Raw genomic sequence first — 21,129 nt, forward strand, 5'->3', positions numbered from 1 at the left:
GTCCGTCGGACACCGGGCCGGCCCCGGTCTCAGGTCGCCAGGAAGCGCTCCCGGTGGACCTGGTCCGGCGGCACCCCGGCCGCCGAGGCCGCCTGCAGGACGGAGTCGACCAGCGGGGGCGGGCCGCAGACGTACAGGTCCGGTGCGGCGCCCGGGAGTTCGGCCAGGGCGGCGGCGAGCAGCTCGGACGGGAGGCCGGTCGGGCCGGACCATTGCGGCCCGGGCTTCCAGGCGCAGACCTCGTACCGGAAGCCCGGCAGGTCCGCGGCCACCGCCTCCAGTTCGCGCAGGCCGAAGACGTCCTGCGGCTCGTTGACGCCGAGGAACAGCCGGGCCGGCTGCGCCTCCTGCCACTCGGCCATCCGGCGGACCATCGCGAGCAGCGGGGCCAGGCCGGTGCCGCCGGCCACGAACCAGCGCGGCCGCAGGCCGGTCTCGTGCAGGCCGAAGGCGCCCTGCGGCCCGTGCACGGTCAGCCGGTCGCCCGGGCGGGCCCGGTGGGCGAGGTAGGAGGAGAAGGCCCCGCCCTCCCGCAGCTTGACGAAGAACTCCAGGCGGCCCTCCCAGTTGCCGGTGTTGGCCAGGGAGTAGGCGCGTTTCACCTCGGTGCCGGGCAGCTGGAGCTCCATGAACTGTCCGGCGTCGAACTGGCAGTCGAGGTCGTCGGCGCGCAGCTCCAGGCGTACGGTGTCCCGCGCGACCGGCTCCACGGCGACGACGGCGGCCTCGCGGACCGGGATGCCGCCGTACAGGATCCGGGACCGCTCGTACGGCAGGGCGGCGGACAGCGGGCCGCACGGGTAGGTGCGGCAGAGCAGCACCGCGCCACGGGCGCGCTCCTCCGGTGGCAGCGCCTGCGCGCTGTGCGGACCGAGGTCGTACGGGCCGTCGGTGACGGAGGCGTGGCAGGAGCCGCAGGTGCCCTGGCGGCAGGAGGCCGGGAGGGCCGCGCCGGCCGCCGCCGCGGCGTCCAGCACGCTCTGCCCGGGGGCGCAGGGGAACTCCAGGCGCCCGCCGTCGCCGGTGGTGAGGACGACCTCGGTCACGACGCGGCCCGTTCCAGTGCGGCGGCCACGTCGGCGGCCGGGTCGCCGATCACCCGCAGGCCGAACCGCTCGACCAGGCCGTCGACCAGGGCGGGGGTGAGGAAGCCGGGCAGCGAGGGGCCGAGGTGGATGTCGCGGATGCCGAGCGCCAGCAGGGTGAGCAGCACCGCGACGGCCTTCTGCTCGGTCCAGGACAGCGCGAGGGTGAGCGGCAGGTCGTCGACGCCGCACCCGAAGGCGTCGGCGAGCGCGGTGGCGATCCTGATGGCGGAGTAGGTGTCGTTGCACTGGCCGAGGTCCAGCAGCCGCGGGATGCCGCCGATCTCGCCGAACTCGTGCCGGTTGAAGCGGTACTTGGCGCAGCCGAGGGTGAGCACCACGCTGTCGCGGGGCGCCCCGAGCGCGAACTCGGTGTAGTAGTCGCGGCCCGGGGTGGGGCCGTCGCAGCCGCCGACCAGGAAGAAGTGCCGGATGGCGCCCTGCCGCACCGCGTCGACCACCTGGTCGGCGACCGCGAGGACGGCGTCGCGGCCGAAGCCGACGGTGATGGACTCCTCGTCCGCCGCGGTCTGCGGGAAGCCGGGCAGCGCCTTGGCGGCCTGGATCACCGGCGCGAACCGGTGGTCGGTGAGGTGCCGGACGCCGGGCCAGCCGACCGGGCCGGCGGTGAAGATCCGGCGGCGGTAGCTGACGTGGGGTTCGATGATGCAGTTGGAGGTCATCAGGATCGGGCCGGGGAAGGCGGCGAACTCGCGCTGCTGGTCCTGCCAGGCGCCGCCGTAGTTGCCGGCCAGGTGCGGGTACGCCTTGAGCAGCGGATAGGCGTGGGCGGGCAGCATCTCGCCGTGGGTGTAGACGTTGACGCCCTGGTCCTTGGTCTGCTCCAGCAGGGCCGCGAGGTCCCGCAGGTCGTGGCCGCTGACCAGGATCGCCTTGCCGGCGACCGGCGTGGTGCGCACGGCGGTGGGCTGCTGGGCGCCGTAGGTGCCGGTGTTGGCGGCGTCGAGCAGTTCGATCGCGGCGAGGTTCAGCCGGCCGAGTCCGACGGCGCGTTCCAGCAGGTCGGCGGCGTCGGCCGGCTGACCGGCGAGGTGGGCCAGGGCGTCCTCCACGCCGCCGAACACCTCGGCGCTGTTGCGGCCGAGCACGTCGGCGTGGTGGGCGTAGGCGCAGATGCCCTTGAGGGCGTAGAGGTGGAGCGAGCGCAGTGCGACCACGTCCGGCCCCACCAGCGGGAGTCCGAGGTCGACCCGGGCGTCCGAGGCCTGGCCCGCCAGTCCGGCGGCGTCCGGGGCGGGCGTCCAGGCGGCCGGCCCGGTGAGGGTCTGCGGCTCGCGTCCGGCGGCCCGGGCGGCCCGCTCGTAGCCGTCCTTCACCCGGTCGCGGACGGCGACGGCCTCCCGGATCAGGGCGTCGAAGCGGGTGGGGTTGAAGTTGACGTTGGTCAGCGTGGTGAAGACCGCGTACAGGACGAACGCGGCCGCCTCGTCGTCCGGCGCGCCCAGGGCCCGCGCCTTCGAGGCGTACTGGGCGACGCCCTCGACGGCGTGGATCAGCAGGTCCTGGAGGTCCGAAGTGGCGGCGTCCTTGCCGCAGTTGCCGAGCAGTCCGGCGCAGCCGGGGGTGGCGCCGGTGCGGTCGGTCTGTTCGCACTGGTAGCAGAACATGCGGGTCCTCCAGGACTCGTGGGTGTCGTACGGTCCGCGCCGTGGGAGGGCCGGGCCGCCGGTTCCCAGGATGGGCCCGGGCGGCCGGTGCCCGTCCAGGGCCCGACGGCCCTGCGGCGGGGCCGTGCGTCCCTCCCCGGCAGGGCCGAACGGCGAACGGTCCGGGGCCGGGACCGAATGGGGTCCAAGGACCCCAGACAGCGGCCGGGCGGCCAACCTACGGTTACGTAACCTACGAAGCCGTAGGTTCTGCCGCCCGTCCCGGAAGCTGGAGCCCGTGAGCGCCACCCCCACCCGCCCGTCGTTGACCGATGCCCGCCTGCTGCACGACCTGGAGGAGGTCGTCGCGCGCGAACTCGACCGCCATCTGCGCGTCTTCAAGGAGTGGATGCCGCACGAGTACGTGCCCTGGAGCCGGGGGCGGGACTTCGACGGGCCGCTCGGCGGTGAGGCGTGGTCGGTCGAGCAGTCCCCGCTCACCGAGGTGGGCCGGGTGTCGCTGGTGGTGAACCTGCTCACCGAGGACAACCTGCCCAGCTACCACCACGAGATCGCCACCCTGTTCGGCCGCGACGGCGCCTGGGGCACCTGGGTGCACCAGTGGACCGCCGAGGAGGCCCGGCACTCCATCGTGCTGCGCGACTACCTGGTCGCCTCGCGCGCGGTGGACCCGGCGGAGCTGGAGCGGGCCCGGATGACGCACATGAGCAGCGGCTTCGTCTCCGACAACCGGCACTCCCCGCTCCACACGGTCGCCTACGTCGCCTTCCAGGAGCTGGCCACCCGCATCTCGCACCGCAACACCGGCCGCGAGTCCGGGGATCCCGTCTGCGACCGGATGCTGGCCCAGGTCGCCAACGACGAGAACCTCCACATGATCTTCTACCGCAACCTGCTCAAGGCCGCCCTCGAACTCGCCCCCGACCAGGCCATGCAGGCGGTCAACGAGGTCGTGACCGGCTTCCGGATGCCCGGGCACGGCATGCCCGGCTTCGAGCGCGCCGCCGCCCGGATCGCCCTCGGCGGCGTCTACAACCTGCGCGTCCACCACGACGACGTCCTCCAGCCGGTCCTGCGCCACCTCAGGATCATGGACCTCGGCGGGCTCGGCCCCGACGGGCTCAGGGCGCAGCAGGAGCTGGGCGCGCACCTCGCCGAACTCGCCGACCAGGCCGGCCGGTTCGACGAGCGCCGGGCCGCGATCCTGGCCCGCCGCGCCGCCCGGGCCGACGGCTGAGCAGCACTCCGGCGCGGACGGGGTTTCGGAGTCTCCGGCTCCGAAGCCCCGATAATAATTAGCACAGTAATACAATTCCCCTTCCAAAAAAGGGCCTTGACGAACAATCACCCCGAATACCAAACTGAGCCTGCCGTCAACGCATCGGGAACTCACGGCCCGTCCATTCTCCGGGTCTCCCGACGCACGAAGTGAACGGAGGCGGAATTGCCGACGACACCGACCTACCCCGGCGTCTACATCGAAGAACTCCCCAGTGGCGTCCGTACCATCACCGCGGTGAGCACCTCGGTGACCGCCTTCGTCGGGGCCACCCGGCGCGGCCCGCTCGACCAGCCCGTCACGGTCACCAGTTTCGCGGACTTCGAACGCCGCTTCGGCGGGCTCGCGAGCGGGAGCCCGGTCAGCTACGCCGTCCAGCAGTTCTTCCTCAACGGGGGCTCGATCGGGGTCGTGGTCCGGGTCGCGGCGGCCGGCACCGGCGCCGCCGCGGGCGTCACCCTCACCTCCACGCAGACCTCCACCGCCACCCCCGCGCTGCAGGTCACGGCCGTCGAACCGGGCGTCTGGGGCGCGGCGCTGCGGGTCGCCGTGGACTACCGGACGCCGACCCCGGCCGCGACGTTCAACCTCCAGGTGCTCGACACCTCGGGCGCCGTCCAGGAGTCCTTCGCGGACCTGTCGGTCCGGGCCGCCGACCCCCGGTTCGCCGAGACGGTGGTGAACGACGGCTCGGCGGTCGTCCGGGTGAAGGTCCTGACGGAGAGCCGGCCGGACCCGGTGGGCACCGTCTCCAAACCGTTCGCGGCCACGCTGCCGGACCTCACCCACGAGATCCAGGTCAAGATCGGCGACGCCGCGCGGACCCTGAGGATCCACGACCCGGCCGTGGACGGCGCCGCACCGACCACCGTCGCCGAACTCGCCCTGCTGCTGGAGCGCAAGCTGCGCGCGCTGCCCGACGCCCCCGGCCGGCGGGCCTTCGCGGGCACCAGGGTGAGCGTGTTCGGCCGGCAGCTCCAGGTCGTCGCCGGCTCCACCGACCCGGCCGACGTGGTGCGCTTCCTCGGCGAGGCCGCCAACAACCTCGGACTGGAGGGCTCGGTCAGCCCGCCGGTCCTCGCGCTCGCCGGCGGCCAGGACGGCGCGGCCCCCGGCCTGACCGACCTGATCGGCAGCGAAGCGGCCAAGACCGGCATCCAGGCGCTGCGCGACGTGCAGGACATCAACCTGCTGGTGCTGCCGGAACTGGCCGGCTACCCCGATCTCGACGACGCCGTCACCGTCGTCTCGGCCGCCCAGGCGCTCTGCGCGGAGAAGCGGATGTTCCTGATCGTCGACTCGCCGCAGGCGTGGACGACGCTGGACGCCGCCCGGGCGGGCCTGTCCGCCTTCGACTCGGTGCGCAGCGACCACGCGGCGCTGTACTTCCCGCACCTGGAGCTGGTCGACCCGCTCACCGGCCGGCTGCGCAGCTTCCCGCCCTCGGGCACCATCGCCGGCGTGATGGCGCGCACCGACGCCCAGCGGGGCGTCTGGAAGGCGCCCGCGGGCACCGAGGCCGGCCTGCCCGGGGTGCGCGCGCTGACCGTCCCGCTGACGGACCGGGAGAACGGCCTGTTGAACCCGCTCGCGGTGAACTGCCTGCGGACCTTCCCGGTGGTGGGCCCGGTCGCCTGGGGCGCCCGGACCATGGCCGGCGCCGACGCGCTCGCCTCGCAGTGGAAGTACGTCCCGGTGCGGCGGCTCGCGCTGATGCTGGAGGAGAGCCTCTACCGCGGCACCAAGTGGGTCGTGTTCGAGCCCAACGACGAGCGGCTGTGGGCGCAGATCCGGCTGAACGTGGGCGCGTTCCTGCACTCGCTGTTCCAGCAGGGTGCCTTCCAGGGCACGGCCGCCCGCTCGGCCTATTTCGTCAAATGCGACCGGGACACCACCACCCAGGACGACATCAATCGCGGCGTGGTGAACGTCGTGGTCGGATTCGCGCCGCTGAAGCCCGCGGAATTCGTGATCGTCAAGATCGAGCAGCTCGCCGGACAGTTCGAGGTTTAGGATCTCCATGGTCGAGTTCACCGTCAATCCGCACCGGTTCGATCCGTACAAGAACTTCAAATTCCTGGTCGTCTGGGACGGCCGGGTGGTCGCCGGAATCAGCAAGGTCAGCCCGCTCAAGCGCACCACCGAGGTGGTGAAGCACCGCAGCGGGGGCGACGCGAGCGCGCCGCGGAAATCGCCGGGCCGCACCGACTTCGAGGCGGTCACCCTGGAGCGCGGCGTCACCCACGACCCGGAGTTCGACCGCTGGGCCAACAAGGTCTGGACGGTCGGCGCGGGCCGCGGGGCGGAGGTCTCACTGCGGGACTTCCGCAAGGACCTGGTGATCCAGGTGCTCAACGAGGCCGGTCAGGTGGCGGTCGCCCACAAGCTGTACCGCGCCTGGCCGAGCGAGTACCAGGTGCTCGGCGAACTGGACGCCAACGCCAACGCGGTGGCGATCCAGAGCCTCAAGCTGGAGGTGGAGGGCTGGGAGCGGGACGAGGAGACTCCCGAACCGGAAGAGCCGTCGTTCCAGCAGCCGGCCTGAACGGCGGCGGACCGTGGAACGCGCCGGGCAGGCCGCCCTGCTGGCCACCTGGGAGGCCGGACTGACGGCCGGCCGCACCGGGCGGGCGCTGCTGCTGCACACCGTCGCCCGTCCCGGCGCCGGGACGGCGGAGCTGCTGGCCGTGCCGCTCGGCGAGCGGGACGCCGCACTGTTCGGCCTGCGCACCGAGCTGTTCGGCGAACGGCTCACCCTGCGGATCGGCTGCCCCGACTGCCCGGAGGAGCTGGAGGTCGCCTTCGACGCGGGGCAGCTGATCGGCGCCGCACCACCGGCGACCGGACCGCTGCGGGTGGAACTGGACGGCTGGCGGGTCGCCTTCCGGCCGGCCACCCCCGGCGACCTCGCCGCCGCCGAACAGGCCCCGGCGGACCGGGCCAGGGCCGTTCTGCTGGAGCGGTGCGTGCTGAGCGCCGAGCACGCCGGGGAGCCGGTGGCCGCCCGGCAGCTCCCCGAACCGGTCCAGCGGCGCATGGCCGAGGCCGCCGCCGCGGCCGACCCCTGCGCGGACGTCCGGCTGAACCTCAGCTGCCCCGCGTGTGGCCGGCCGACCCTCGCCGAGCTGGACATCGCCTCCTACCTCTGGGAGGAGCTGGACGACTGGGCCCGGACCACCCTGCTCGACGTCCACCTCCTCGCCACCGCCTACGGCTGGAGCGAGCCGGAGATCCTGGCGCTCAGCCCGCTGCGGCGCCGCTACTACCTGGAGCTGTGTGCCGATGCCTGACCACTTCGACCGGTTGGTCGCCAAGGGCGACCCGGACCGGACCGGTCCCGCGGCCGGGGCACGGGTGCGCCCGCGCCTGCCGGGACCCTTCGAACGGGCCACGACGCCCGGACCGGCGCCGGCGGCCGTCGGGGAGGCGCGGGAAGCACCGCGGCCCGTCCCCCCGCCGCTCCCCCGGGCGGCGGCGGATCCGGCGCCGCGTCCCGGAGCGCCCCGGGCGACGGCCGGCGACGACCGGCCGGTCACCGCACCCGTCCTTCCGCCGCCGCGCCCACCGCTGCTGGTCGCACCGCCGATCGCCCCCGCCGCCGCGCCCTCCGCCGGGCCGGTGGCACGGGTGGCCGCCGCCCGCCCGGCAGCCCCGTCGCCCGGCGCCGCGCTTCCCGCCACCGCACTGGCCGTCACCGCACCTGCCCGCAGGCCCGTACCCGAGCCCCGGCCGGCGCGCCGCCCGGGGCGGCACGCCCCGCCCTCGCGCCGGCGTCCGGACGGCGGGCGGTCGCCGCGGCCGCCCCGGGCCAGGCTCCCGGGACCGGGGCCCGCCGCCGGCAGCGACCGGTCGAGCGGGTGGTGCGCGTCCAGATCGGGCGGGTCGAGGTCAAGGCCGCCGAGCCCGGCCCCGCCGTCCCGCGCAGGCCGGCGGCGGCCCGCCCGGCCCCCGCCGTCGACCTGGGCAGCTACCTCACCCGGGACCCCTCATGACCAGGCGGGCGGGCCCATGAGCAACCACCTCGCGATCGCGACCGTGAGCGAGGCGCTACGGCTGCTCCTCACCCGCGCGCTCTCACCCGACATCCCGTTCGCGGTCGAGGTCGGCACCCGCAAGCCGCCGACCGAGCCGCCGGCCGACCCGACCATCACCGTCTTCCTCTACCAGGTGACGCCCAACGCCTCGCTGCGCAACCTCGACGCCCCCACCCGCACCGAGGACGGCACCCTGCTGGCCCGGCCGACCGCCGCCCTCGACCTGCACTACCTGATCAGCTGCTACGGCGAGGAGTCCCAGCTGGTCGGCCAGCGGCTGCTCGGCTGCGTGGTCCGGGCGCTGACCGAACAGCCGGTGCTGTCCCGGCAGTTGATCGAGGAGGCGGCCGACCGGCCGTACCTGGCGGGCAGCGACCTGGCCGCCTCGCCGCAGCGGGTGCGCTTCACGCCCACGCCGATGGACGTCGACGAGCTGTCCAAGCTGTGGACCACGCTGTTCCAGACCCCGTACGCGCTGTCCGTCGTCTACCAGGCCACCGCCGTCCTCGTGGAGGGCCGGGCCGACCCGGTGGCCGGCAAGCCCGTGCTGCGCCGCACCGTGCGGGCCCTGCCGTCGCGCGGGCCGGTCGTCGAGCGGGTGCGCTCCCGGCCCACGGGGTCCCCGGGCGCCCCCGAGGAGGGGCCGGTGGCCAAGGACCGGGAGCTGGTGGTGGACGGCTCCGGCCTGCGCGCGGACCTGGTGGTGGTCCGGCTGGGCGAGCGGCGGGTGGCGGTCGACCCGGGCGGCGTCCGGGACGACCGCCTGGTGGTCGCCGTGCCGGAGGACCTGCCGCCCGGCCGGTACCGGCTGCAGGTACTGCACGGGCTGGCGCTGGACGGCCGGCCCGCCGCCGACCACCTCGCCCTGGAGTCCAACGCGCAGACCTTCGCCCGGCAGCCCCGGATCGTCGCGCCGATCCGCACGGCGGAGCGCACCGACGGACCGGCCGGGGTCTCGGCCCGGCTGGACGTCCGGCTGGACCTGCCGCTCCGGGACGACCAGGAGGTCCTGCTGCTGCTGGACGAGCGGCACCCGCCTACCGGGCGGCCCGCGGCGAGCCACCGGTTCCGCGCACCCGCGCCGGCGCGGCCGCGCACCGACCCGTTCGCGGTCCGGGTGCCGGTCACCGGTGTCCGCCCGACGGCGTACCTGGCCCGGGTCCAGGTGGACGGCGTGCCGAGCCCGTTGACGGTGTCCGACGACGGGTCCCTCACCGGTCCCGTCGTGGACCTGACGCACTGACCGCAGGACGGGGGGAGAGCGATGAGCACGCGCCGAGGGCAGAGCGGCGGCGGCCCGGCGGACGAGCCGCACCGGCAGGCGCTGTCGGCCGCGGTCGCCGCCGTGCTCGCACGGGTCGACGCCCACGCGGCCGGCCGCACCGGCCCGCCCCCGTCCGACCCGCCGCCGTCCAGCGCGCCCCCGTCCGGCCCGCCCGCGCCGCCGTCCGGCGGACCCGCCACGGCCCTGGACGCCCTCACCGCCTCCTTCGGGCTCACCCCGTTCGAGCGCGGCGTCCTCCTGCTGGCCGCCGCCCCCGCGATCGACCCCACCGCCGCCGCCCGGTGCGCCGCGGCGGGCGGCGACCCCGGACGCGGCTACCCGACCTTCTCGCTCGCCCTCGCCGCCCTGGACCGGCCGCACTGGAGCGCGCTCACCCCGGTGGCCCCGCTGCGCCGGTACCGGCTGGTCGAGCTGGACGACGAGACGGCGCTCACCACCTCCCGGCTGCGGATCGACGAGCGGGTGCTGCACTTCCTGGTCGGCGTGCCGTACCTGGACGTGCGGCTGCACGGCCTGCTCACCCGGGTCGGGCCGCCCGGCGAGCTGCCCGACCCGCACGAGCGGTGCGCGGCCGAGCTGGCCCGGGGCTGGACCGCGGCCGCCCTCACCGGCCCGCCGCACGCCGAACTGACCGGCGCCGACCGCCGCACCCGCTGGGAGATCGCCGCGGCGGCGGCCCACCGCGCCGGGCTCGGCCTCTACGCCGCGCACCGCGAGGACCTGCCCACCGAGCCCGCCGAGCGCGAGCAACTCGCCCGGCTGTGGCAGCGGGAGGCGATCCTGATCCCGGCCGCCCTGCTGGTGGAGGGCGGGGAGCCGGGCCGCGAGCGCCCGGCGGCCCCGAACGGCACGGAGTCCTTCCTCGCGAGCCTGGCGGTCCCGCTGGTCGTCTCCGGCGACGATCCCCCGCCCGCCGGGGCCCCGGACCGCGCCCGGCTGACCGTGCCCCCGCTCGGCCCCGAGGAGCAGCTGGCGATCTGGACCGCCGCGCTGGACGGCGCGCCGGGCATCACCGAGGGCGGACTCCGCGCGCTCGCCGCCCAGTTCTCGCTGCCGGGCCATGTGATCCGCTCGGCCGCGGCGACCGCCCGGCGGGCGGCCGGGGACGGCCGCGACCTCGGCCCGCTGGCGTGGCACGCCGGGCTGCTGGAGGCCCGGATGTCCCTGGACGAGCTGGGCCGGCGGGTCGAACCGCGGGCCGGCTGGGAGGACCTGGTGCTGGAGGAGCGCCAGCGCGCGACGCTGCGCGAGATCGTCGCCCACGTCCGCCGGCGCGGCACGGTCTACCAGGAGTGGGGTTTCGAGGCGGTGCTGCGCCGCGGCCTCGGCGTCACCGCGCTGTTCGCCGGCGGGTCGGGCACCGGGAAGACGCTGGCGGCCGAGGTCGTCGCCGGGCAGCTCGGCGTGGACCTGTTCGTCATCGACCTCTCCCAGGTCGTCAGCAAGTACATCGGCGAGACCGAGAAGAACCTCCGGCGGGTCTTCGACGCGGCCGAACGCGGCGGCGCGCTGCTGCTGTTCGACGAGGCCGACGCGCTGTTCGGCAAGCGCAGCGAGGTCAGGGACAGCCATGACCGCTACGCCAACCTGGAGGTCAGCTACCTGCTGATGCGGATGGAGGCCTACCGGGGCCTGGCCGTGCTCACCACCAACATGAAGAAGGCGCTGGACCCGGCGTTCATGCGGCGGATCAGGTTCGTGGTCGACTTCCCGTTCCCCGGGGTGCCGGAGCGCGCCGAGATCTGGCGGCGGGTCATCCCCGAACGGACCCCCCGCCGGGGCCTCGATCCGGAGCGGCTCGCCCAGCTCACCGTGACCGGCGGCTCCATCCGCAACATCGCGCTGTCGGCCGCCTTCCAGGCCGCCGACGAGGACTGCCCCCTGCAGATGCGGCACCTGCTGGCCGCCGCGCGCACCGAGTACCTGAAGCTGGAGCGCTCGCTCACGCCCTCGGAGGTCGGCGGATGGATCTGACCGAGGAGCGGCCCGAACCCGGGGCCGGGCGTGGGGCCGAGGGCGGGAGCGGCGGACGGATCGAGGTCGAGATCGGCGAGCTGGTCCTCGACGGCTTCGCGGGAATCGACCGGGACCGGGTGACGGTGGCGTTCCGCGGCGAACTGGCCCGCCTGGTCGAGGCGCACGGCGTCCCGCTCGCGGCCGGCGGCGACCGCGTGCTGGACCTGCTCTCCGGGCTGCCGCCGCTGCCGGCGGGCACCTCCCCGCGGCGGCTCGGCGAGGCGCTCGCCCGCGCCGTGCACACCGGGCTGTCCGGCGGCGGCCGGTCGCCGGGGCGGGGGCGGACATGAGTCGACCCGCCACCACCGCCACCGCCGCGTCGAAGGGCCCCGAACAGGGCGCGGCCCGGCGCAGGACGCGCACGCCGAAGGCCCGGACGCCCGAGCCGAGGGAGATCGTCTCCGGCGCCGGGCAGCCGCTCGACCCGGGCCTGCGCCGGGAGTTGGAGGCGCGGCTCGGGCACGACCTCGGCCGGATCCGGGTGCACACCGACCGGGACTCCGCCGCGCTGACCGAGCTGATCGGCGCGGACGCCGTCGCCGTCGGCCCGGACCTCTTCTTCGGCGAGGGCCAGTACCGGCCGGCCGCCGAGGACGGCCGACGGCTGCTCACCCACGAGCTGCTGCACACCGTCCAGGCCCCGCACCCGCTCGGCGCGCTGCGGGCCGGCCGCGACCTGGGCGCGGTCAGCCTGCCGCAGGACGCGATCGAACGGGAGGCGGAGCACGGCGCGCGCGGCGAGGGGCCGACGGCGGCGACGCCGGGTGCCACCCCGGGCTGGCTCCGCTACGCGACCGCCGACGCCGACCGGTTCCGCACCGAACGGCTCGATCCGGCCACCCTGGTGGACCGGCTGGCGGCAGGAATCCTGCGCTCGCTGCGCGGCGACCCGACCGACTCCTCCGGCCGGGTTCGCCTGCAACTCGCGCGATTCGCACCCGAGTTGCAGGCCTCCGTGCTCGCGCGACTGGCGCACCGGATGCCCTCCTCGGACTACACCCGGGTGCTGGAGCTGGTCGAGGCCGCCGAGCACCGCCCGGCCGACGTGGACGGCGCGCAAACGCCCGGGCCGGTCGCCGAGGCCGCCGAGCCCACCGCCGAGCAGGCCGCCGACCAGGGGCCCGGGCAGACCCGGCAGCCGGTCCAGGAGGCCGACCGGCCGGACGGCCCGGCGGGTGACGAGGGACACCCGAGGCAGGAGGACCAGCAGCAGGGCGCACCACCGGCACCTCCTGCGGAGCCCGCGGCCGTCCCGGAGGCCCCCTCCGAGGCCCGCGCCGAGGCCCCCACCGAGACACCGGAGACGGCGCCGCAGGCCGCCCCGCAGGCCGTACCGCAGGCGCCCGCCCCGGCCGAGGAGGCCGCCCCGCCGGTGGCCGCCCCCGTCACCGGCACGCCCGAAGCCGGGCAGCCGGACGCCGCGGCCCGGCCCTCGCCCGGGACGACGCCACGGGAGCCCGCCGCCGGAGCGCCCCCGCAGCCCGTGCCCGTCCAGCCCGAGCGGCTGGACGCGATCGCGCGGGCCGAGGACAGCCCGCTGGCCCGGCACGGCCTGCTGACGGGCGACCAGCAGCAGCGCGAAACCCGGGACGAGGAAAGGCCGTTGGGCCTGGAGCCCGGCGCGGACTCCGAGGTCCACGACGGACCGGGCAAGGACCAGGACCGGCCGTCGCCGACGGCCGACTCCGGGCCGGAGCTCACGCCCGGGGACTTCCTGCCCTCGTCCGACCTCGATCTGTCGGCCGTCCCGACGGCCGATCGGATCGCACTGTCGGCGGACGGCACTCCCACCGGGATCGCCGAGGCGCCGGAGTTCCCCGAGCCGCCCGCGACCAAGGCCGACCAGGTGCAGGCCGAGCGGGAGAGCCGGCCGGAGGAGGAGGCGGAGCCGGCGGGGGCGCCCGAGCAGGCGCAGCCCGGGGCGGCACCGCCGGCCGCCCCCGAGCCGGCCCCCGCCGCCGAGGCCGAGGACCGCAGCGACCGCGACCTCCAGCCGCAGCAGCCGATCGAGCAGGAGGTCGGCCCCGACCCCACCTCGAACCCGGCCACCTCGAACCCGGCCGCCCCGGCCCCGGCCGCCGCCGAACCCGCCTCACCGGAACCGCAGCAGCCCGCAGCCCCCGCCGAGGAGACCCGCGAGGCCGAACCGGCCCCCGAACCCGCCGCCGAACCAGCCGCTTCACCCGAGCCGAGCGGCCCGGAGCGCACCGCCGCCCCCGCCGCGTCGGGGCCGGTCGGCGGGGACGGCCCGGGTGGGCCCGCCCCCGTCCCGGACGGCGCCGGGCCCGAAGCGGCATCCCCCGGGGCCGCCCCCGGCCCGGCGGCCGAGCAGGCCGACGCACCCGGCGCACCCGGCGGACTCGCCGCCCAGCCCGCCCCGGACGCCTCCCTGGAGTCCGGCGGCGGCGCCTGCGCGGGGCCGCAGCAGCCCACCACCGAGGCGGAGCCCGACGGTGCCGGTGGCGGCTGTGCCGCAGGGGGCGGCGCGGGCGGCGCCCCGGCGAAGCAGGAGGAGCAGCCGGCCCCGCCCGATGTCTCCGGCCAGGACCCGCAGGGTGCGCTCGCCACCGCCGCGAGCCTGCCGCCCGATCGGATGGCCACCACGCTGGACGGCGTGGACGGTTCGGTGGACCGTACGGTCGACGAACAGCACGCCCGGCTGCAGGCGACCCCGCCGGCCGTCCGGCGCCCGTCCGGATCCCCGCACACCCAGTCCGGCCCGCCCGAGGCCGCGCCACCCGCCGAGGCGGTGACGGAGCGGCTGGAGCGGGTCGGTCCGCAGGGCGCGGACGGCGGGCAGCGGAAGGCCGAGGACAAGCAGGTCACGGGCCGCAACCCCGGCGACCGGGTCGCCCCGCCGCACGTCGCCGACGACCCGGGCAACCAGGTCTCGGCGCAGGAGGTGCAGCAGGCCCAGGTCGCGGTCGACGGGGTGCCCTCGACCGACCCCGCGCTGAACACCACCGTCGGCGCCGCGCCGAAGGTCGAGCTGACCGGCGAGAGCGACCCGGCGCGCACCGACCAGCAGGCGGCGAAGCTCAAGGACGGCTCCGCCAGGATCCTCGGCGTCGGCCGGGAGGACGCCGCCAAGCCGATGGGCGAGGACCGGATCTACCCGGACGTGCCGCAGGAGACCCTCACCGCCTCCGTCCCGGGTGGCGGCCGCAAGCACGGGGGCGCCGGTGCCCGCGGGGCGGCCGCCGCCAAGCCCGGCATCGGCGTCGTGACCCAGCAGGAGCGCGGCCCGCAGATCCAGGCCGCGGTCGGCCAGGGCCAGAGCCGGCTGGGCTCCGAACAGGCCCGACAGAAGCAGGGCGAGGCCGAGGGCCGCCGGCAGAACCAGGCCGAGATCGACCGGGCGGTGGCCGACAGCGCCCAGGCCCAGGCCGACGAGCGGGGCGAGGCCGCGGAGAAGGTCACGGCCGAGCGCGAGCAGTGGCGCGCCGAACAGGACCGGAAGGTCTCCGGCGCGGACCGGGACGCCGACGCGGAGCACCAGGACAAGAGCGGCCGGATCGGCAGGAAGCGCACCGAGACCGACAAGGACGTCCAGGACCGTCAGCAGCAGGACGACCGGAAGATCCAGGACAAGCGGAAGGAGGCCGAGGAGAAGGCGCAGAAGGAGAAGGACCGCAAGAAGGAGGAGTCCGAGGGCTGGTGGGGCTGGGTCAAGTCCAAGGTCAAGGCGGCCTTCGACGCGCTGGTCGAGGCGGTCTCCAAGGTCTTCGACTACTTCCGCGGCCTGATCAACGACATCATCGACGGCTTCCGAAAGTTCGCGAACTGGGCGATCGACCAGGCTCGGAAGTTCGCCGTCGACCTGATCGACAAGCTCGCGGACGCGCTGATCAGGATCTGCGACGTCCTGCTGGCGGCCTTCCCCGAACTGCGGGACAGGTTCCGCCGGAAGATCGAGGAGTGGCGCGACAAGGCCGTCGCCAAGGTCAACGCGTGGGCGGACAGGCTCAAGAACGCCGTCAACAAGCTGCTCGACGCGCTCGCGGCCGGGCTGAACGCGCTGCTGGACGCGCTGGAGGCGGGGCTGAAGGCCGCGATCGAGGCGGTCCGCAAGACGGTCATGGACGCGATCGACTTCGTGCAGAAGGCGATCGCGGTCTTCGGCGAGTTCGCGGCCCTGATCGGCGACATCGCCCCCGACCCGGGCGGATGGCTGAAGAAGCTCGGCAGCGCCGCGGTCGACGGCATCCAGCACTACCTGTGGGGCGCGGTCAGGAGCGCGGTGCGGACGTGGTTCAACGAGAAGGTGGAGTCGGTCGTCGGCCTGACCTCCACCCTCGTCAACGTCCTGGTCAAGGGCTGCATCTCGATGGCCCAGATCGGCCGGATGGCCTGGCAGTCGATCGTCGCCGCGCTGCCCGGGATGATCATCTCGATCGTCGTCGAGAAGCTGGTGTCACTGATCGTGCCGGCGGCGGGCGCGATCATGGCGATCATCCAGGGCCTGGTCGCGGCGTGGAACACCATCAGCAGGATCGTCGCCGCGATCGGGAGGTTCGTCGCCTTCCTCAAGGCGGTCAAGTCCGGATCGGCCGCGTGCCTGTTCGCCGACGCGGTCGCGGCGGGCGTGGTCGCGCTGCTGGACTTCATCTCCAACTTCCTGCTCGACAAGCTCAAGGGAGCCGGCAAGGCGGTCGGCACCAGGCTCAAGGGGATCGCCCAGCGGATCCTCAAGGGCCTGGCCAGGGCCGGCAAGGGCGCCCGCAAGGCGGCCGGGAACGCCGTCAACAAGGCCCGGGCGAGCCTGCGCCGGGCCACCCGGTCGCTGCGCCGCCGCCCCTCCCCCGGCCGCCCCCGCCCCGCGCGCACCGGGCCCGCCCGGCCCACCGTCCGCCCCGCGGAGCGCCCCACCGCCCACCGCCCGGCCGCGACCCCCGGCCGCCCGCGCCGCGAGGTCACCCGCCCGAAGCCCACCGCCCCCGAAGCCCCGCCTCCCCCGTCGGCCGCGCCCTCAACGCCTCCCGCCGGACCGTCAAGGCCGCCCTCGACCGCGTCCGGGCCGCTGCCCGCACCCTCGGCCGCACGCTCCTCGACAGCAAGTTGGGCCGCGCCCTCACCAACGGCGCCCACCGGATCCGCGACGCCTACCGCAAGCAACGCGACCGCCTGCGCACCTGGCACCGCAAGCGCCAACAGCAGCGCGCCGAACGCCGCGCCCACGAGAACTCGCCGGCGGCCAAGCGGCAGCGCCTCGACCTGATCGTCGCCCGCATCCGGCCGCGAGTCCAACGGATGCTGGCGCGCGGTGTTCCACGCCCGGCGCTCCGTGCGGCGCTGGCCGGCATGCGCCTGTGGTACCGGCTCACGGACCTGGCGGTCCGCGGCGCGGAGCACTTCGGGATCGTTGCGCTGATCAATCCGGAGGATCTGGTCCTCAAGGGACAGGACGTGACGATTTCGCGCCGCGAGGTCCTGGAATTCCTCCACCGACTCGCCATCGAGATCGAGAACGATCCGGGGATCGTGAAGGCGAGCGGGAATGTCGACGTCACGCAGAAGGAGCCGGGCAGCGTCCCCCGGCACACCGTGCGGGAACCCGTCCCGGCGCCCGCGATCACCAGGAAGACGCGGGCGCTCAATCCGCTGCAGAAAAAGGAGCAGGACGTTCTGGACTTCCCCGACGAGCAGGGGGAGATCGCATCGCTCCGACGCACTCAGACCGGCGACAAGGCTCCCAACAAGGTGGTCGTCGGCGAAGGGTTCCTGTCCGAGGAGCAGCTGAGTCACATCTATCTGACCAAGACGACGAAGGGGGTGAAGAAGCCCGGTATAGCCGACGAGCTGACGAAGAACGGCCAATGGGACGCCTACGTCACCTTCATGGACAACTTCTTCCGTGGAAGGCCGCAGCTGTCCGGGATCCCGAAGAAGGACCGGACCGACATGCTCAAGACCGCCTGGCTGCTGGCCGGGCAGGAGGTCGAGCGCGATCCGCAGGCCATGGTGACGAACGCCCTCCTGGTGCAACGCCTCGTCAATGAGAAGGAGGGAAAGAACCGGCCCCGCGTGCTGAAGGGCGTCTTCGAATCCCTCCCTGCCGCCTTCTCCGGCTCCGAGAAGGGCGGGGAGTGGCTGACCGACGATCTGGCCGGCGCCCGGTCCATCGAGAGCGAGCGCGACCGGATCAAGCAGGAGCGTGCCGCCGACCTCGAGAAGTTGAAGCAGCTGCGCGCAGATCCCGGGGTCGGCAAGGCGGAGGTGGACGAATTCAACAGGGAGTCGAGGAACAGGTACAACCGGGAACTGCGCCCCCTGAAGAACGCCGACAAGCTTGCGGACCGCCATGTCAGGTCCGTGGCCGCATGGATCAAGGACTTCGGAATCGAGGAGAAGATTCCCGCCATTGTCAAGGAGTTCGGGCTGGAAAGCGTCGATCCGACGGATGAGAGGGTGAAGCAGGCTCTCTTCGCCAAGATCGGCGCCATGGTGAAGGAAATGTACATCGCCGAGAACCGGAAATAGAGCCGGCCGCGTTCCGCCCGCCGCACGAAGGATGACAAGCGTGACCGAGTACGAATACCAGTCCGATCGACATGTCCTGCGGCCCGGAGTGGGCGCCGAGCAGGCCGACGACCTTGCCCGCGGCCTCGGCTGGGAGCTCGTTCGGGAGATCGCCCGCGACAAGGACGAGGGCGTGGACGGGCAGGTGATCTGGCTGGGCACGGACGACGTCTCGCTGCACTACGTCGTGGACGCCATGTCGGGCATCGGATACACCGTCCTCGCCGGACCGAGCCGGCCCGCCGTGGAACCGTTCGTGGGTCCGGTACTCGATCACCTGCGGCCGTGGACCCTTCCGGAACTGTTCGAGCGGCTCGACGAGGCCGACGAACCCCGCGAACGGGTCAGGAACATCCTGCGCATCGGGCTCGCCGCGGCTGCGGAGTTCGACAAGGAGGTGTTCCACAGGATCAGCGGGACGTACACCGACAGCGAGGCCCAGGTCCGACTCGCCGGCCTCTGGGCCGCGACGTACACCGGCTATCCGCAGTTCCTCCCCCGGATCAGGGAGATCGCGTTGCACGACCCGGAGGAGTGGCTTCGCTCGCGCGCCGCGAGCATCGCGACGGCCTTCGCATCGGAGGGTGATGCGTCATGACGGGCTACACGGACGCCCCCAGACCCGTGCGGTCCGGGCTGGTCATCGTCGATCCGCAGCGCGGCACGCCGCAGCGGATCGTCGTGCTGCAGTTCAACCCGGACAGTCTGGAGCGGTCGCTGGCCCCGCAGACGGCGGGGGCGGACGGGAGCGGGGACCGCACGGAGGCACTGCGGCTCAAGGGGCCGGCCGTGGAGACGTGGAAGTTCACCGCGGAGCTGGACGCGACCGACCAGCTCGACGTGCCGGCCCCGAACGGCGTCCATCCGCAGCTGGCCACGCTGGAGCTGCTGGTGCAGCCGGCCGGTGCGCGGCTGCGGGCCAACCAGGCGCTCGCCGCGCTCGGCACCCTGGAGATCACGCCGATCGAGGCCCCGCTCACCCTGTTCACCTGGGGCGGCAAGCGGATCCTGCCGGTGCGGCTGACCGAACTCACCATCACCGAGGAGGCGTTCGACATCGACCTGAACCCGATCAGGGCCACCGTCGCAATCGGCCTGCGCGTGCTGACCGTCAGCGATCTGCCGACCGGCCACCGCGGGGCCGAGCTCTACCTCGCCCACCTGGCGCAGAAGGAGCGGCTGGTCGGCGCCGCGGCCGACGGCCGGCTGAGCGCGCTCGGCCTGGGAGGAGGACTCCAATGACCGCCGACAACCCGTTCGACGCGCTGCCCGCGCCCTCGCCGTACCCGCTGACCAGCCGGTATTACGGCGTCCCGGTCGCGGTGCACACCGAGCCGGACGGGCGGCAGGTGCCGTACCTGAGGCGGCGGCTGCTGCCGGGTCCGGACGGCCTGACCCCGCTCGCCGAGCACACCGTCGGCGCCGGCGACCGCCCCGATCTGCTCGCCCAGCGCTACCTCGGCAGCGCCGACCAGTGGTGGCGGATCGCCGACGCCAACCCGGTGCTCGATCCGCGGGAGCTGACCGCGACGCCGGGCCGGCGGATCACCGTCGCGCTGCCCGGCGCGGTGCCGGGGGTGGGCCGTGCCTGACGCCTCGGCCGTCACCGGGGGCGGCCCGGTCGGTTCGATCCGCCTCAGCCTGCTGATGGGTCCGCAGATCCCGGTGCCGGTGCCGCAGCCGGTGACCGACGCCCTGCTGTCGGCGCAGGTCACGGTGGCGTCCGGGCAGCGCAGCGGGTTCCAGCTCGCCTTCGACCTGTCGAAGCAGGGCTTGATCAACACCGCGCTGCTGCCGGGCGGCTTCTTCGACCCGAAGATCAGGGTCGTGCTGGTGGCGACCGTCACGGGCACCCCGACCGTGCTGATGGACGGTGTGATCATCCGCCAGGAGGTCGGCATCAGCAACCAGCCCGGCCAGTCCACGCTCACCGTCACCGGCGAGGACCTCACGGTGCTGATGGACCTGGAGGAGCGGGCCGGTGTGCCGTTCCCCGCGATGTCCCCGGCGGCCCGGGTCGCCGCGATCATCAGCCTGTACGGCCAGTACGGCATCGTGCCGCTGGTCATCCCCGAGCTGGTGCCGCAGACACCGATGCCCATCCGGCGGATCGACTTCCAGAAGGGCACCGACCTCGGCTACGTCACCGAGCTGGCGAAGGCCAACGGCTACGTGTTCTACCTCGACCCCGGCCCGCTCCCCGGGACGAGCCGCGCCTACTGGGGGCCGGAGAACCGGCTCGGCGTCCCGCAGCACGCGCTGAACGTCAACATGGACGCGCTGTCCAACGTCGACCAGCTCACCTTCGCCTTCGACGGGACCGCCCGCGAGGAGCCGGAGGCCCGCATCCAGCTCCCGGCGACCAAGGTGTCCTCCGTCCTGCCGGTGCCGGAGGTCGCCGTCCTGCGCCCGCCGCTGGCGCTGCGGCCCGCACCGGCGCTGAAGAAGAAGGTCGTCGCCGACACCGCCAAGAAGGACACCACCCAGGCCGTGGCCGAGATCATCGCCCAGGCGATGCAGTCGGCGGACGCCGTCTCGGGCTCCGGCCGGCTCGACGTCGTCCGGTACGGCCGGGTGCTGCGGCCGCGCGAGCTGGTCGGCGTCCGCGGCGCCGGGCTCACCTACGACGGCCTGTACTTCGTCAAGAGCGTCACCCACAACCTCGGGCGCGGCTCGTACACCCAGAACTTCACGCTGACCCGCGAGGGCCTGATCGCCCTCCGACCGACCGTCGTCCCCTGACCAGGAGGTGTGGCCGGCATGGCCGAACCGACCCGCTACCTCGGCAAGTTCCGGGCGACGGTGGTGAACAACGCCGACCCGCTCGGGATCGGCCGCATCCAGGCCCAGGTGCCCGACGTGCTGGGCGAGGCGGTGTCGGGCTGGGCGATGCCGTGCTTCCCGGTGGCCGGTCCGGGCATGGGGCACTACGCCGTCCCGCCGGTCGGGGCGGGCGTGTGGCTGGAGTTCGAGCAGGGCGACCAGAGCTACCCGGTCTGGACGGGCTGCTGGTACGGCTCCGCCACGGAGGTCCCGGTGGAGGCGACGACCGGCCCGCCGGGCGCGCCGAACACGGTGCTGCAGACCTCCGGGCGGCGGGTGATCGTGCTGTCCGACGATCCGACCACGGGGATCACCCTCCGCACACCGGGCGGGGCCTCGATCGTGATCAACGACTCGGGCATCCGCATCAGCAACGGCCAGGGCGCCTCGATCTCGCTCGTCGGCGCCACCGTTTCCATCAACCAGGACGCCCTGAGCGTGACCTGACGGGGAGGACCTC

General features: G+C 74.4%; 16 protein-coding genes. 14 read left to right on the top strand and 2 right to left on the bottom strand.

All coding sequences use genetic code 11. The annotated features are described in order from the left end of the window. Positions 1–29: 29 nt before the first annotated feature. Together ACFCLZ_RS05340 and hcp are read right to left on the bottom strand one after the other, a co-directional pair. Entirely contained in the window at positions 30–1,046 is a 1,017-nt protein-coding gene (locus ACFCLZ_RS05340; RefSeq protein WP_380283512.1) for a 2Fe-2S iron-sulfur cluster-binding protein, read from the bottom strand. Beyond that, positions 1,043–2,713, bottom strand: coding sequence for a hydroxylamine reductase (hcp, locus tag ACFCLZ_RS05345; RefSeq protein ID WP_380283513.1), 1,671 nt, complete (start codon positions 2,711–2,713; stop codon positions 1,043–1,045). The genes ACFCLZ_RS05340 and hcp overlap by 4 nt, the downstream gene beginning before the upstream one ends. Before the next feature lie 277 nt (positions 2,714–2,990). Between hcp and ACFCLZ_RS05350 the strand changes: the two genes are divergently transcribed. The 14 genes from ACFCLZ_RS05350 (at position 2,991) to ACFCLZ_RS05415 (ending at position 21,116) form a co-directional block, all read left to right on the top strand. Beyond that, positions 2,991–3,950, top strand: coding sequence for an acyl-ACP desaturase (locus ACFCLZ_RS05350; RefSeq protein ID WP_380283514.1), 960 nt, complete (start codon positions 2,991–2,993; stop codon positions 3,948–3,950). Positions 3,951–4,157: 207 nt separating this feature from the next. Further along, positions 4,158–6,005, top strand: coding sequence for a phage tail sheath family protein (locus tag ACFCLZ_RS05355; protein ID WP_380283515.1), 1,848 nt, complete (start codon positions 4,158–4,160; stop codon positions 6,003–6,005). A 7-nt stretch (positions 6,006–6,012) separates the two neighbouring features. Beyond that, entirely contained in the window at positions 6,013–6,537 is a 525-nt protein-coding gene (locus ACFCLZ_RS05360) for a phage tail protein (RefSeq protein WP_380283516.1), read from the top strand. A 13-nt stretch (positions 6,538–6,550) separates the two neighbouring features. Then, on the top strand, positions 6,551–7,282 hold the full coding sequence (locus ACFCLZ_RS05365) for a hypothetical protein (protein ID WP_380283517.1): 732 nt from the start codon (positions 6,551–6,553) through the stop codon (positions 7,280–7,282). Positions 7,283–7,852: 570 nt separating this feature from the next. Then, positions 7,853–7,984 carry a hypothetical protein gene (locus ACFCLZ_RS05370; RefSeq protein WP_380283519.1) on the top strand — a complete coding sequence of 44 codons (132 nt, stop codon included), beginning with the start codon at positions 7,853–7,855 and terminating at the stop codon, positions 7,982–7,984. Between the two features lie 16 nt (positions 7,985–8,000). Continuing rightward, entirely contained in the window at positions 8,001–9,269 is a 1,269-nt protein-coding gene (locus ACFCLZ_RS05375; protein ID WP_380283520.1) for a DUF4255 domain-containing protein, read from the top strand. Positions 9,270–9,290: 21 nt separating this feature from the next. Further along, positions 9,291–11,285, top strand: a complete 1,995-nt coding sequence (locus ACFCLZ_RS05380; protein WP_380283521.1) for an ATP-binding protein — start codon at positions 9,291–9,293, stop codon at positions 11,283–11,285. Next, positions 11,276–11,617 carry a hypothetical protein gene (locus tag ACFCLZ_RS05385; RefSeq protein ID WP_380283523.1) on the top strand — a complete coding sequence of 114 codons (342 nt, stop codon included), beginning with the start codon at positions 11,276–11,278 and terminating at the stop codon, positions 11,615–11,617. Before ACFCLZ_RS05380 ends, ACFCLZ_RS05385 begins: the two co-directional genes overlap by 10 nt. After that, complete coding sequence (locus tag ACFCLZ_RS05390) at positions 11,614–16,545, top strand: DUF4157 domain-containing protein (RefSeq protein WP_380283524.1); 4,932 nt, start codon at positions 11,614–11,616, stop codon at positions 16,543–16,545. The genes ACFCLZ_RS05385 and ACFCLZ_RS05390 overlap by 4 nt, the downstream gene beginning before the upstream one ends. Before the next feature lie 1,302 nt (positions 16,546–17,847). After that, entirely contained in the window at positions 17,848–18,444 is a 597-nt protein-coding gene (locus ACFCLZ_RS05395) for a hypothetical protein (RefSeq protein ID WP_380283525.1), read from the top strand. Beyond that, complete coding sequence (locus ACFCLZ_RS05400) at positions 18,441–19,088, top strand: hypothetical protein (RefSeq protein WP_380283526.1); 648 nt, start codon at positions 18,441–18,443, stop codon at positions 19,086–19,088. Before ACFCLZ_RS05395 ends, ACFCLZ_RS05400 begins: the two co-directional genes overlap by 4 nt. Further along, entirely contained in the window at positions 19,085–19,438 is a 354-nt protein-coding gene (locus tag ACFCLZ_RS05405; protein ID WP_380283527.1) for a hypothetical protein, read from the top strand. The genes ACFCLZ_RS05400 and ACFCLZ_RS05405 overlap by 4 nt, the downstream gene beginning before the upstream one ends. A gap of 55 nt (positions 19,439–19,493) precedes the next feature. Beyond that, positions 19,494–20,588, top strand: a complete 1,095-nt coding sequence (locus tag ACFCLZ_RS05410; RefSeq protein WP_380286084.1) for a hypothetical protein — start codon at positions 19,494–19,496, stop codon at positions 20,586–20,588. 18 nt (positions 20,589–20,606) lie between these two features. Further along, on the top strand, positions 20,607–21,116 hold the full coding sequence (locus ACFCLZ_RS05415) for a phage baseplate assembly protein V (RefSeq protein ID WP_380283528.1): 510 nt from the start codon (positions 20,607–20,609) through the stop codon (positions 21,114–21,116). The last annotated feature ends 13 nt before the right edge of the window (positions 21,117–21,129 follow it).

The sequence above is a fragment of the Kitasatospora purpeofusca genome (assembly GCF_042691725.1).
GTDB lineage: Bacteria > Actinomycetota > Actinomycetes > Streptomycetales > Streptomycetaceae > Kitasatospora > Kitasatospora purpeofusca_B.